The 14,016-nt window shown below is 33.0% G+C and carries 15 protein-coding genes; 7 read left to right on the forward strand and 8 right to left on the reverse strand.

Annotation, left to right across the window (positions count from 1 at the left end):
* Nucleotides 1–129: 129 nt before the first annotated feature.
* Entirely contained in the window at nt 130–1,731 is a 1,602-nt protein-coding gene (gene aceB, locus B8T70_RS17475; protein ID WP_086895659.1) for a malate synthase A, read from the reverse strand.
* A gap of 118 nt (nt 1,732–1,849) precedes the next feature.
* On the opposite strand from aceB, the gene B8T70_RS17480 reads away from it, so the two are divergent.
* The 3 genes from B8T70_RS17480 (at nt 1,850) to B8T70_RS17490 (ending at nt 4,939) form a co-directional block, all read left to right on the forward strand.
* Entirely contained in the window at nt 1,850–3,331 is a 1,482-nt protein-coding gene (locus B8T70_RS17480) for a helix-turn-helix domain-containing protein (RefSeq protein ID WP_086895660.1), read from the forward strand.
* 307 nt (nt 3,332–3,638) lie between these two features.
* A complete protein-coding gene (locus tag B8T70_RS17485; RefSeq protein ID WP_086895661.1) occupies nt 3,639–4,361 on the forward strand; it encodes a pirin family protein in 723 nt (240 codons plus the stop codon).
* A gap of 47 nt (nt 4,362–4,408) precedes the next feature.
* Nucleotides 4,409–4,939: a YceI family protein gene (locus B8T70_RS17490; RefSeq protein WP_086895662.1), complete on the forward strand. Its 531-nt coding sequence runs from the start codon at nt 4,409–4,411 to the stop codon at nt 4,937–4,939.
* Between the two features lie 417 nt (nt 4,940–5,356).
* Here the strand turns inward: B8T70_RS17490 and B8T70_RS17495 are convergent, their stop codons facing one another.
* Nucleotides 5,357–6,220 carry an AraC family transcriptional regulator gene (locus B8T70_RS17495; protein WP_039114772.1) on the reverse strand — a complete coding sequence of 288 codons (864 nt, stop codon included), beginning with the start codon at nt 6,218–6,220 and terminating at the stop codon, nt 5,357–5,359.
* Nucleotides 6,221–6,319: 99 nt separating this feature from the next.
* On the opposite strand from B8T70_RS17495, the gene B8T70_RS17500 reads away from it, so the two are divergent.
* From B8T70_RS17500 to B8T70_RS17515, 4 genes are all read left to right on the forward strand, one after another.
* A complete protein-coding gene (locus tag B8T70_RS17500; protein ID WP_039114773.1) occupies nt 6,320–6,682 on the forward strand; it encodes a DUF983 domain-containing protein in 363 nt (120 codons plus the stop codon).
* 76 nt (nt 6,683–6,758) lie between these two features.
* On the forward strand, nt 6,759–7,634 hold the full coding sequence (fabD, locus tag B8T70_RS17505) for an ACP S-malonyltransferase (protein WP_086895663.1): 876 nt from the start codon (nt 6,759–6,761) through the stop codon (nt 7,632–7,634).
* Between the two features lie 160 nt (nt 7,635–7,794).
* Complete coding sequence (locus tag B8T70_RS17510; protein ID WP_086895664.1) at nt 7,795–8,121, forward strand: LytTR family DNA-binding domain-containing protein; 327 nt, start codon at nt 7,795–7,797, stop codon at nt 8,119–8,121.
* A gap of 113 nt (nt 8,122–8,234) precedes the next feature.
* Nucleotides 8,235–8,756, forward strand: coding sequence for a hypothetical protein (locus tag B8T70_RS17515; protein WP_242667515.1), 522 nt, complete (start codon nt 8,235–8,237; stop codon nt 8,754–8,756).
* 120 nt (nt 8,757–8,876) lie between these two features.
* Here B8T70_RS17515 and B8T70_RS17520 read toward each other — a convergent pair whose 3' ends face one another.
* The 6 genes from B8T70_RS17520 to B8T70_RS17545 all read right to left on the reverse strand — a co-directional run bounded on the left by B8T70_RS17520 (nt 8,877) and on the right by B8T70_RS17545 (nt 13,959).
* Nucleotides 8,877–10,076, reverse strand: coding sequence for a glycerophosphodiester phosphodiesterase (locus B8T70_RS17520; protein WP_086895665.1), 1,200 nt, complete (start codon nt 10,074–10,076; stop codon nt 8,877–8,879).
* Nucleotides 10,077–10,170: 94 nt separating this feature from the next.
* The gene (locus tag B8T70_RS17525) at nt 10,171–10,488 is read right to left on the reverse strand and encodes a hypothetical protein (protein ID WP_086895666.1); all 318 of its coding nucleotides are present in this window, start codon (nt 10,486–10,488) and stop codon (nt 10,171–10,173) included.
* Complete coding sequence (locus B8T70_RS17530) at nt 10,476–10,673, reverse strand: hypothetical protein (RefSeq protein ID WP_086895667.1); 198 nt, start codon at nt 10,671–10,673, stop codon at nt 10,476–10,478. Before B8T70_RS17530 ends, B8T70_RS17525 begins: the two co-directional genes overlap by 13 nt.
* A 107-nt stretch (nt 10,674–10,780) precedes the next feature.
* A complete protein-coding gene (locus B8T70_RS17535; protein ID WP_039118506.1) occupies nt 10,781–11,686 on the reverse strand; it encodes a DMT family transporter in 906 nt (301 codons plus the stop codon).
* A gap of 83 nt (nt 11,687–11,769) precedes the next feature.
* Nucleotides 11,770–12,792, reverse strand: a complete 1,023-nt coding sequence (gene galE / locus B8T70_RS17540; protein WP_086895668.1) for a UDP-glucose 4-epimerase GalE — start codon at nt 12,790–12,792, stop codon at nt 11,770–11,772.
* Between the two features lie 36 nt (nt 12,793–12,828).
* Nucleotides 12,829–13,959: a DegT/DnrJ/EryC1/StrS aminotransferase family protein gene (locus B8T70_RS17545; RefSeq protein WP_086895669.1), complete on the reverse strand. Its 1,131-nt coding sequence runs from the start codon at nt 13,957–13,959 to the stop codon at nt 12,829–12,831.
* Nucleotides 13,960–14,016: the final 57 nt, after the last annotated feature.

Genomic DNA, 14,016 nt, shown 5'->3' on the forward strand with positions numbered 1-14,016 from the left:
AGTTTTTTTTATTGCTACTCTGATTTTTTTTTAAATCCATAGATTTTAAATTAAAAATCTGCGTTACCTGCTAAATCTGCGTGAAAAAATATTTTTAATTTTTAATTCTCAATTTTTAATTTTTAATCATTATAGATATTTGTAACATGGGATAGTAAGAAAGTTTTCAAAGTCGAGAGTTATAACCAACCTTTCCAGTACTTTTTCAGCCAAAGGAAACCAGCGTTTTTCATAGTTTTCTTCGCCCAATTCCTTTTTAATTTTACTGAATTCATCTAAAGCTAATTTGTGATAATAGGCAAGATTCAACTGCTTTCCATTATCCAAAACCACTTTGTTATATAACCATTGCCACAATTGCGATCTCGAAATCTCTGCTGTTGCCGCATCTTCCATTAAATTATGTATAGCCGCTGCACCTTGTCCGTTAAGCCAGGAAGCCAGATACAAAACTCCCACATTAATATTTTTTCGAACTCCTTCTTCAGTTATAGTACCATTTGGCACTTCAAGCAAATCTTGCTCGGTAATTGTAAGATGCGGTCTTGTTATATGAATCTGATTTGGTGTTGGCATTCCTGCATCAAATATCTCTTTTGCTAATGAAACCAAATCTGGATGTGCTACCCATGTTCCGTCGTGACCGTTACGAACCTCACGCTCTTTATCGGCTTTTACTTTCGCGAAAGCGATAGCATTAGCCTCATCATTATTCTTAATCGGAATTTGAGCTGCCATTCCTCCAATTGCGTGAATACCTCTTTTATGACATCTCTGAATTACCAGATTAGAATACGCTTTCATAAAAGGAGAAGTCATATTTACCTGATCTCTATCCGGAACTAAAAATGAAGGATGTTTGTGGAATTTTTTTATGTACGAAAAGATATAATCCCAACGACCACAGTTTAATCCAACAATATGATTTTTTAATTCGAATATAATTTCGTCCAGCTGAAAACTTGCCGTTATCGTTTCTATAAGAACCGTAACTTTAATCGTTCCTTGAGGAATTCTTAAATAGTTCTGAGTAAATTCAATCACGTTATTCCACCAACGTGCTTCTAGATAATGTTCTAATTTTGGAATATAGAAATAAGGTGCTGTTCCGTTTTCAAGTAATTTTTTATGATTATGAAAAACATACAAACCAAAATCTACCAATGACCCTGAAACTTCCTGACCCTCTACCAGAACATGTTTCTCATTAAGATGTATTCCTCTAGGTCGAACAATTAAAGTCGCGATATTTTCATTTAACTGATAGGTTTTGTTTTTAACCTCATCGGTCAAACTGATAGTTTTATTTACAGCATCGATTAAGTTTACTTGTCCGCTCATTAAATTTCCCCATGTTGGAGAAGTACTATCTTCAAAATCAGCCATGAATGTTTTCGCACCAGAATTAAGGGCATTGATAATCATTTTTCTATCAACTGGCCCTGTAATCTCTACTCTCCTATCCAATAAATCTTTAGGAATGGATCCTGCTGTCCAATTATCTTCTCTGACTAATTTAGTTTCAACTGGAAAAGTTGGCATGACGCCTTGATCAAATAAAATTTGTTTCTGCTCTCTCTGAAACAGTAATAGTTTACGTTGAGAATCAAATTTTCGATGCAATTCTGTTATAAAAGCTACTGCTTCATCTGTCCAGATAGCAGTATAAGAATTGTTTTTTTCGGCTAAAAACTCCATTGCCGTCTCTGTAATTTCCAATTGGTTTTTCATAGCTAATACATTTTATACGACAATGTTATAAAAAAGTTCAATACAAAACAAGCGAACGTTCGCTAAATATTAAAAATATTTTTTTGGCGATTATTTTTATAATGCGTATTTTTGAGTTATGGACATTGAAAAAGACTATATCAAGCTTATTTTCGGACTTAAATTAAAACAGGTTCGCACGCAAAAAAACCTTTCGTTATTTGGCTTAGCCAAACTCACGAACCTTTCTAAATCCTATTTGAACGAAATAGAAAAAGGAAAGAAATATCCGAAGACTGATAAGATTTTACTCTTGTGCGAAAATCTTGACATAAGTTACGATCAAATGGTTTCTTTGAAACTAGATAACAACTTGGCACCGATAGGCGAAATTTTAAAATCTGGTATTTTAAAAGAAATTCCGTTAGAGCTTTTTGGAATCCATGAAAACGATTTAATTGATATTATTGCTAATGCTCCTGCAAAAGTCAATGCCTTTATTAGCACCATAATAGAAATTGCACAACACTATAATTTAAGTCGGGAAAGTTTTTTCTTGGCATCATTGCGTTCCTACCAAGAAGCACACACAAATTACTTTGAAGATTTAGAAAATAAAGTAGTTGCTTTCTCAAAATCATTCCAGATTAATCTTGAAAATCAAATTTCAACTCTTGAGTTAAGTGCCATTCTAAAAGAAGAATACGGTTATACAATTAAAGAACTCTTCTTTAAAGATCAGGAAGCTTTGGGCGATTTACGATCTATTTATGTTCCTAAAAGCAAAACTTTATTACTTTCTAAAGAAATAGATGATCCACAAAGGGCTTTTATATTAGCCAAAGAAATAGCTTATAATTACTTAGAGATAACCGACAGATTACTGACCTTCAGCTGGATAAAGTTTGATAATTTTGATCAGGTCTTGCATAATTTTTACGCTTCCTATTTTGCTGGAGCATTATTATTACCTAGAAAATTATTAATAGATGACATTAATCTTTTCTTAACCAAAGAGCATCCAAGACCTGAAGAGTTTGTTGTTTTAATCGAAAAATTCAATGTTTCGCCTGAATCATTTTACCAAAGATTAACCAATCTTTTGCCAAAGGATTTTCATTTAAAGAATTTATTCTTCCTGAGAATGTCCCATCATATAGGCTCGGGAACGTATCAAATAAAAAAAGAACTTCATATTACCAATCAGCAAGAACCTCATGCTAATGAAATGAATGAGCATTATTGCCGCCGATGGGTTTCTATTAAAACCATTGACGAAGCGATTAAACAAAACAAAGCGCATTTCTTTGACGCTCAAATTTCGAGTTATGAGAATAGCGGAAACGAATATTTGGTTTTTTCATCGGCTACCAAAGATCCTTTTGTAGAAAACTGTATCCGAAGTATTTCGGTTGGAATCTTGATTACTCCAGCCATGAAAAAGAAATTTAAGTTTATAGAAGCTAAACCAGTCGTAAAACAAATAGTTGGTGTTACTTGCGAAACTTGCGCTGTAAAAAATTGCTTACAAAGAGCCTCGCCTCCAACTCAACTTGAAAACAAGAAACGCCACGAAAATACCGATTTAGTGGTACAGCAGTATATAGCGAAATATAGTTAAATTAGATTTCTAGACTTCTTAGACATTAGATTTCTTAGATTTTCACACAATCTTGTCATCTCTGACAATGTTCCGGTTAGGTTATGGCTAGGTTATGGCTGCTTTATGCGGTAAAACAAGCCTTTGTTTCTTTATCACTCAGAACCTCAGAGCCTCAGCAACTCAAAACCTTTGAACCTTTGCCCCTCTGAACCTCTCAAAAAACCTCTGAACCTCAAAAAAATTCATTTCTTAATCTAGGTTAAGTGCTCTCCCTTTCCTTTGGTTGTAAATTTGCCCTATCAAATAACAACAAACACAAACAATCATGGAAAATATAGTAATACACAAAGCCGAAACTCGTGGAAATGCAAACCACGGTTGGTTAAATGCATATCACAGTTTTAGTTTCGCAACCTATTACGATTCAGAGCGTATACAATTTGGAGCACTTCGCGTTTTAAACGATGATACTATTGCAGCAGGAATGGGTTTTGGCACGCATCCTCACGATAATATGGAGATTATTACCATTCCGCTAGAAGGAGATTTAGCTCATAAAGACAGCATGGGAAATACCGAAATCATTAAACATGGAGATATCCAGGTAATGAGTGCCGGAACAGGGATCCAACATAGTGAGTTTAATCCAAACGCAGATAAACAAACTAAATTATTACAGATTTGGTTGTTCCCAAACAAACGCAATGTAACTCCACGTTACCAACAAATTTCTTTAAAAACAGAAGACAGACATAATAAATTACAGCAAGTATTATCTCCGAATCCTGATGATACTGGAGTTTGGATTCATCAAGACGCTTGGTTTCATATGGGGAATTTTGATGCTGGAACCACAACAGAGTATTCAGTTAAAAAAGAAGGAAACGGTTTATATGCTTTTATTTTAAAAGGAAACGTAACCATCAACGGGCAAGAATTAAATACTCGTGATGCAATAGGAATCAAAGATTTTAAAACAGCAAATATTACTGCAAATACCGATGCGGAATTTTTATTAATGGAAATTCCGATGCAAGTAAATTATTAATTCAACATTATATAAAACTATTATTTAATAAATAAAAACAAAAAATTATGGCAACTACAAAATGGGCAATTGACCCAACACACTCAGAAATTGGTTTTAAAGTAAAACACATGATGTTTACTAATGTTTCAGGTAAATTTAATGACTATGAAGCTACTATTGCAAGCAATGAGAATAACTTTGAGAACGCAGCGATTACTTTTTCTGCAGACATCAAATCTATTGATACCGGAAACACAGATAGAGACAATCATTTAAGAAGTGCTGATTTCTTTGATATAGAAAACAGTCCAAAAATGACTTTTAAATCTAGTTCATTTACAAAAATAGACGATGGTAATTACGAACTTACTGGTAATTTAGACATCAGAGGTGTTGAAAAACAAGTTAACCTTCCGGTAGAATTTAGCGGAATCATGACTGACCCATGGGGAAACACAAAAGTTGGTTTGAATATTACAGGAAAAATCAACCGTAAAGATTGGGGATTAAACTGGAACTCAGCATTAGAAGCTGGTGGAGTTTTAGTAAGCGATGATGTTCGTTTGAACATCGAATTGCAATTTGCAAAACAATAATTATCCCTACATAAATTTTAGTATTTAATTTGGTTAAAACCCTATGCTTTGAAAGAAGTATAGGGTTTTGTTTTTTTTGTATTTTCTAAACAACACCGAATGTTTGCGGAATTATATTATGAAGACGCACTGCGGTGCGCCTCTACAAACAGGACGTAACAACCGTTATTTGAAAAAATCCGTTTTTATCCGTGTCTTCACTTTTGTGAATCCGTTTAATCTGCGTTCTATTTACCATGAGATTTGCGATTGTAATTCTATTACTTACTCACATTCCGAGGCTTCGACTCCGCTCAGCCTGACAACCGTTTTTACCTTACATCTAGCTTATCGCATCTCTCATCTCATCTTACTTCTAACATCTTACTTCTCTTATCTTGCTTCTAACATCTTGCTTCCCTCACCTCTCAAAAAAAGCTACTTCTTCAAATTCCTAAACTCAGTTGGCGATAAGTTGGTATATTTTTTAAAGACTCTAGAGAAATACGAATAATCATCATACCCAACTTCTTCTGCAATTTCATTTACCGCTAGTTGTTTATCAATTAGCATTCTTTTTATCTCCAAAACAACTCGATCTGTAATTACTTCTGTCGCAGTTTTTTTTAAAATATCATTACATATTCTATTAAGATGCTTTAAGGTAATATGCAATTGTTCAGCGTAAAATGAAGGCGATTTATTAGTCTTAAAATGAAGTTCCAAAAGCTCTTCAAATTTCTTTATTTTTATGTTATAAGGATGCACTTCATGAACATCAGAATCATCATATTTCCTTGCAATTTCTATATGAATTGAATCTAAAAGATTAAGCATTTTATCCAACTGGTATTTATTCTTCTGCTTACTTTCTCGCATTAACAACTCAAAATAAGGTGCAATTCCTTTTATAGAATCGGCATCAAAATAAACTTGAGGTTTATTATTTATCGAACTGTAAAAAGCATAATCATTAATTTTTTTTTGACCAAAATACAGGTTGTACATTTCCTGAGAGAAGATTACAACATATCCTTCAATATCTTGTGCTAAACTCCAAAAATGGATTTGTCCTGGCTGAAGTAAAAACAAACTTCCTTTTTTTATATCAAATCTATCAAAATCAATCTCATGAATTCCAGAACCATCCGTAAACAAAACCATTAAATAGGAATCATGACGATGTGGCTTCTCGACAAAACTGTGTGTTTTTAAATGTTCGGTAAACGAATTAACATAAAAATCACTCCTCGTATCATTACAACTAAAATTGGTAACGCTATAAATTGGATACTTTTTCATGGGTATAAATGTCTTTATTGTGCTATAATAAGCGAAGATATAAAAACAGAATTGAAAACCAGCGCGGTATCTTTGTATATAATAAAAAATGAATCAATTATGTCATATATGATCACCCATGTTTTAAGAAATGAATGTCCTAATTGTCACAAAGGAAAAGTTCTAGATGAGAAAAATATATTTTTCACATTCAAATTTCCAAAAATGCACAAAACTTGTAGTGAATGTGGTTTTAAATTCGAGAAAGAACCTGGTTTCTTTTTTGGCGCCATGTATATGAGCTATGGACTAACTGTAGCACAAGGCATTGCTACTTATTGCATTGCTCAATTTTTCTTTGAAAAAAATTTCGATTTAAGAATCATTCCAATTATTGCCGTAGTGATTATTGCTTTTTCTTTCTTTAATATCCGACTTTCGAGATTGTTGTGGATTTATATGTTTAAGAATTATTCAAGCTAAAAAAAATAGTATTTTTGTCTTTCAATTGAAACTAATTTTTCAATCTTAGAATCACTAAATTTTTAAATTAAAAGAAATGAAAGCATACGTATTTCCAGGTCAAGGCGCACAATTTACAGGAATGGGCAAAGACTTATATGAAAATTCGGCTTTAGCCAAAGAATTATTTGAAAGAGCTAATGAAATATTAGGTTTCAGAATCACAGATATCATGTTCGAAGGTACTGCCGAAGAACTAAAAGAAACCAAAGTAACCCAGCCTGCTGTATTCTTGCATTCGGTTATTTTAGCCAAAACTTTGGGAGAAGATTTTAAACCAGAAATGGTAGCAGGTCACTCTTTAGGAGAATTTTCTGCTCTAGTTGCAAACGGTACTTTGTCTTTTGAAGACGGATTAAAATTAGTTTCTCAACGTGCTTTGGCAATGCAAAAAGCATGCGAAATTACTCCATCTACAATGGCTGCAGTTTTAGGATTAGCAGATAATGTAGTGGAAGAAGTTTGTGCTTCGATAGACGGAATTGTAGTTGCAGCAAACTATAACTGTCCTGGACAATTAGTAATTTCTGGTGAAACTAGTGCTGTTGAAAAAGCTTGTGAAGCAATGAAAGCTGCTGGAGCAAAACGCGCTTTAATATTACCTGTTGGAGGAGCTTTTCACTCTCCAATGATGGAACCTGCAAGAGAAGAATTAGCTGCTGCGATTGAAGCAACAACTTTCTCTACTCCTATTTGTCCTGTATATCAAAACGTAACTGCAAGTGCAGTTTCTGATGCAAACGAAATAAAAAAGAATTTAATCATTCAGCTTACAGCTCCTGTAAAATGGACACAATCTGTACAACAAATGATTGCTGATGGTGCTACTTTATTTACAGAAGTAGGTCCAGGAAAAGTTTTAGCTGGATTAATTGGAAAAATTGATAAAGAAGCTGTTACGGCGAATGCATAATTTTAAGTCGTAGTTACAGTTTTAAGTAGTCAGTCTAAAAATTGTCAATACAAATAGAATCCTCACAAGCATATGTTTGTGGGGATTTTTTTATTATCCACATCATCAATACAATAGTATTTGTGTAATTTTGAAAATCCACACAAATCACAAAACCACAATGACATCTGAAAAATTCACATTCATAAAAACCGATAAAAAGATAATTAAACTATACTTTGATACTATCGCTGTTATTGTAGGCTTAGGGAATTATGTACAAATAATAACTGTAGACAACACAAAATACACCTATTACAAATCTCTAAAAGAATTAATCGATGTATTACCCAAAGAATTTATGAGAGTTCATAATTCATCAATAGTCAATTTAACTAATATTGACAGCATAGAAGATAATCATATTATTGCCAAGGGAAACAAAATCACCATTGGCAAAACCTACAAAGAATGTCTAAATACTGCTCTCGATAAATTTATGCTATAACCATCTACATAAAAAAACAAGCAGTATGTGTAGTATTTACACACTACTGTATAAAATAGTTTCATGTGCTTTATACTTTGTTTTCATTTGCCTGAACATTAAACAATTCAGTAATGATTAAAGCAATTTTAAAAATCACATTTACTATTATTATGACTACACAAATTTCGAATGCGCAAAAATACCCTCTAAAGGAAGATGTAGCTACTATTAATGGAATTATGAAAGCTACATACGAAGCCGTTTCTGGAGAAGCTGGCGAAAAAAGACAATGGGAACGCGACCTTTCGCTTCATGACACAAATGCTATCTATTCTTTTCCATTAGAAAACGCCGCAGGAAAACTACAACATACTACTATGACTCTTAAAGAGTTTCACAAAGAAACGGATGATATGGTTGCAAAAACAGCTTTCTATGAAAATGAAACAAACAGAGAAGTTCGTGTGTTTGGAAATATTGCGCACGTTTGGAGCACTTACGAAACTCGATTAGTAAAAAACGGTCCTGTTGCCCGAAGAGGCATTAACAGTATACAACTTTATTATAACGAAGGAAGATGGTGGATTATATCTTGGATTTTTGATAAAGAAAAAGAAAACCAAAAAATCCCGCAAACTTTCGATCCGAAATAACAACTCTACATTATCCTAACAGGTTTTAAAAACCTGTTAGGTATTTAGAATATACATTATATCATACCTACAAGACTTAAAAAACACCTTGCAGAATTAGAGTTCATATCAAAAAGCAAATTATCTCGCCTGAACGGCTGTATCTGTAAAGTCAGAAAACACACCATCCAATCCTAATTTATAGAATGCCTGATATTCTAAAGTTGGGTTATTTTTATAATTACTCAACAATCGTTTCCCTTCATTTCTAAACGTATAAGCATGTACCAGTAATCCTTTTTTATGCGCATCTGAAATTAAAGTTGTTGGCGACAAGGCTTCTTTATCAGCGTCATCTACTTTACCATCAGCATTTATATCATCAGCCTTTCCATCTTTATTTACATCTGTTCCTTTATAAGGAATAATAAAAGGCTTCCAAGGACCAATTCCTGTTGCGTAGGTTTTAACAAAATCCAAACCTTCCTGAGTTCTAAAAAATCCGTAATCTCTAGTGTCTCCTTTTAAATGCCAATCATACGGTTTTCCATCAGAAATAATCTCTCCTTCGGGAACTGTAAAAATTAAATCTCCATTTAAAGCCACATCATAGCAACTTAACAACTGGATAATTTTAACCGTTGACTTACTTCTGATATATTGCAAATTAGAAACTTCAAACGACTGAATATAAACTGGAGATGAAGCACTGTTCCAACCTTCAGCAGTTAACATTTCTAATAGCTTATCTGTGATTTTTAAACCTAATGCTTCATGAAAAGAAGGGTGTTTTGTTTCAGGATAAATCCCTATAACACGTCCTGATTGTGCTGATTTTTGTTTTGCTAAAGCAATAACTTCTGCAAATGTTGGAATCGAATATTTATTATTATACGCTTGAGAACGCTCCGCAAAAGCTTGTTTTGCTTTTAATTGTTTTATTTCTGCCAAAGTAAAATCAGAAACAAACCAATCGGTTATCATTGCACCATCAATATTTTTGGTAGTTTTTTTAGAAGCAAAAGCTGGAATTTCTGACACATTTGTAGTTCCGGATAACATTGGTTCATGACGAACTACTAGTTGTCCATCTTTCGTCATTACTAAATCGGGCTCTATAAAATCGGCACCCATTTCTATAGCTTTTGTATATCCTTCGATTGTATGCTCTGGCAAATAACCCGATGCACCACGGTGCGCCACTACAATAGGATTTGCACCTGTTAAAGTAGGATATTTTCCATTTTCGGGCGTTTGATTATCATCATTCATATCACAAGCCAATAACAAAATTACAGCACTTAAGAAAATTGTACTTTTTAAAATTTGAAATGAGTTCATAGTTTATATTTTCAGCAAATAAATGCCATTTTCACTCAACAAACGTTAGCACTGAGTTAAGTATCAGTTATATAATTTTACAATAAAAATAAATTTACAAAACATTTGCTTCTTCGCAATGATTATTTAAAATTCCCGTAATCAAGAAGTTTTCATTCTGCTTTTCGAAGAAAATAAACCATGTAGTTCTTTTATTTACTTTATAGAAAATGTAATTTGAACCTAAGGATTGTAGTCTTTTTGGTGTTACCTTATGAGGGAAACTAGAAATTTCCAGAATTATAAAATCTACAATTTTATCAACATAAAGTTGAGCACTTTTAGGATAACTGAAATATTCTTCAACAAAAAGAGTAAAAACCAATTTATCAAAATATTCTAGAACAGTTTGTTCGAAAATTATTTTTCCCAAGGATATGCTTTTATTCTTTTAAGCATTTCAGCCTTAAATTCTTCGGGCGTATATCCTTTTTTCATCTCTTCATCAAAATCAAAAGTAGCCCTGTCGATTCCCTTAAATTTAGCTTTAGAAACCTCATATTCAACCGAAGGTTCTTCGACTTTGTTTATTTTGGAGTTTTCTTTTTTAGCATTCATGATAATTTTATTTAACTGTCAAATTTACAACATTTTACATTAAACAAAAAATCCCAAACTATCATAAATAATAATTTGGGATTTCTATTTAATTAGAAATAAGATTTTTATACAATCTTTTTTTCTTTCTTTTTATAGTTGATAATAAAAACTCCTGATATAATAAGCGCTGTAGCTATAATAAAATCGACAGTAATTACTTCGTCCAACAATAACCACCCCAGAAAAACTGCAATTATAGTATTAAAGTAAGACAAAATAGAAACCTGAATAGCCGTAACTCGTTTTAAAGCATAATGATAGGAGAAAAAAGCAAGTATTGATCCAAAAACAGACAAATACAAAGCTGCAAAAATACTTCTCGTACTCCATAAACTCACATCTGGATTTGGAGAAAAAATAAATGCCAAAACCAACTGAACCAAAGTAGCAATAGTAAACTGATAAAATAAATTCAGCGTAATATTATTCGATTTATGAGCGTGAGTCTTTGTATAAATTGTACCTGCCGCCCAACCTAAAATTGCTAAACTCATAAATATAAGTCCGTGTTGGTAATTCGAATCTAAAAACGAACCAAGTCCATCTTTAAAAATAAAAACAACTCCTGTAAAACCAATTATTACTCCTATAACACCTTTTAAGCTTGGCTTTTGCAATCCGAATAAAACACTTCCTATAAAAATAAGTACAGGTGATAGAGCACTCATTATAGATGCTAACCCACTCGGTAAAGTTTGTTCCGCAACTGTAGTAAAACCATTTGCAATTACAATCATTAATAAAGCTGGAATTAATTGGTGTTTAAAATTCTCCCAACCAATCCATTTTAATTCTTTTTTAAACAGTAAAATAGTCATTGCTATTAATCCTGCTAAACCCTGACGAATAGAGGTTACAAACCATGGCGGAATTGTTTCTACCGCAACCCTGATTCCTAAAAAAGTTGTTCCCCACACAATCCCTACTGTTGCCATGCAGAGATATAATTTATAATCTGGCTTTTGTTGCATCGCTAATACTATGTCTTTTAAATAAAAAAGTCCCAAATTATAATGCTATAATTTGGGACTTTTAAAATACTATCTATTTTAAATTAAGAAACTTTATTTCTTATCTTTTCTTCCCATTTCCAAGCGCTCTTCATCGCTTCATCAAGCGTTGATTGAGCTTTCCATCCCAGCACATCATTAGCTTTTGCTGTATTTGCATAGGCCTCAGTAATATCACCTTCTCTTCGCGCTACAATTTTGTATGGTAATTTTTTATCGCTTACCTTTTCAAAGCTTGTAATCACCTCAAGAACAGAACTTCCTTTTCCTGTACCCAGATTAAATGTTTCTACTTTATCCAGATTCTTTTTAGTCAATAATCTTTGCAGAGCCACAACATGCGCTTTTGCTAAATCAACGACATGAATATAATCACGAACACAAGTACCATCAGTTGTAGGATAATCATCTCCATAAACTGATAACTCCTGACGCAATCCGATTCCGGTTTGTGTAATAAAAGGAACTAAATTTTGAGGAACTCCAATCGGTAACTCTCCAATTTCTGTTGATGGATGCGCTCCAATCGGATTAAAATAACGCAATAAAATAGCATTGATATTAGTTGCTTTTGCAGTATCTCTAATAATTTCTTCACCAATTTTCTTGGTATTTCCATAAGGAGATATTGGTTGTTGCACAGGAGCATCTTCTGTAATTGGCATTTTTTCGGCTTGACCGTAAACCGTACAAGAAGAACTAAATATAAAACTAGCTTCAGGTTTTTGCTGTAACTCTTGTAAAAGATACACCAAGCTACTAATATTGTTTTCGTAGTACAAAAGTGGATTTTCAACACTTTCTCCAACCGCTTTTGATGCCGCAAAATGAATTACCCCAGTAACATCATTATATTTCTTAAAGAAGTTTTGCACTGCAGCCTTTTCTCTTAAATCTAATTTTTCGAATAAAGGCGTTTTACCTGTAATGGCTACAATACCTTTTAAAACATCTTCTGAAGAATTAGAAAGATTATCAATTATTACAACTTCAAAGCCTTCATTTTGCAATTCGACTACGGTATGCGAACCGATAAATCCTAATCCCCCTGTTACTAATACTTTCATTTCCTGGTTGTTTTTTAGCTATTTATTTAGTCTGGTTTATTTTAAAAATTCAATTACACTATCAGTAATGAATTTAATTTGCTCATCGTCAAGCTCAGTATGCATTGGCAACGACAATACTTCTTGTACCAATTGATTAGTTACTGGGAAATATTCTTCTTTATAACGAACATCTACATATGCTTTTTGCGAATGCAACGGAATTGGATAATAAATTGCACAAGGAATTCCTTTATCCTGTAAATGTTGCAACAATCCGTTTCTGTCTGCATTTATAATTCGCAAAGTATATTGATGAAAAACGTGGTCGTTTTCGTTAGCATTAAATGAAGGCGTAATAATGTTAGCATGACCCGCTAATGCAGCATTATACTTAGTTGCTGCTTCACGACGTGCTTTATTATATTCATCTAATAATGGAAGTTTTACATTTAAAACTCCTGCCTGAATACTATCTAAACGTGAATTTACACCCACTACATCATGATGGTAACGCTCATACATTCCGTGATTTACAATTCCACGAATAATGTGTGCCAAAGCATCATCATTTGTAAAAATTGCTCCACCATCTCCATAACAACCTAAGTTTTTAGATGGAAAGAAAGAAGTTGCAGCTACATGCCCCATAACTCCTACTTTGGTTTTTGCACCAGATTTAGAAACATAATCAGCTCCTATTGCTTGTGCATTATCTTCGATTACATACAAATTATGTTCCTTGGCAAGATCCATAATTGCATCCATATTAGCAGCACGTCCGAACAAATGTACCGGAACGATTGCTTTAGTTTTTGGAGTAATTGCTTTTTTAATTGCATCGATAGAAATGTTCATACTATCCATCTCAACATCTACTAAAACTGGAGTTAATTGCAACAAAGCAATCACCTCTACAGTGGCAGCAAAAGTAAAATCGGCAGTAATAACTTCATCTCCTGGTTTTAAATCCAACCCCATCATTGCGATTTGCAATGCATCTGTACCGTTTGCACAAGGTATAACATGTTTTACTCCTAAATAGGTTTCAAGATTTTTCTGGAATTCATGAACTAATGGCCCATTAATATATGTATTTGTATCTAAAACGTCTTGAATTGAAGCATTTACAGCTACTTTTATTTTATCATATTGACTTTTTAAGTCAACCATTTGAATTTTTTTCATTTCGATATTCTAATTTAAAGTTTGCGTTCCCGAATAAAGAAAGCCACATTTCTATTG

It is taken from the genome of Flavobacterium sp. AJR, from assembly GCF_002156885.1.
In the GTDB taxonomy this organism is placed as follows: domain Bacteria; phylum Bacteroidota; class Bacteroidia; order Flavobacteriales; family Flavobacteriaceae; genus Flavobacterium.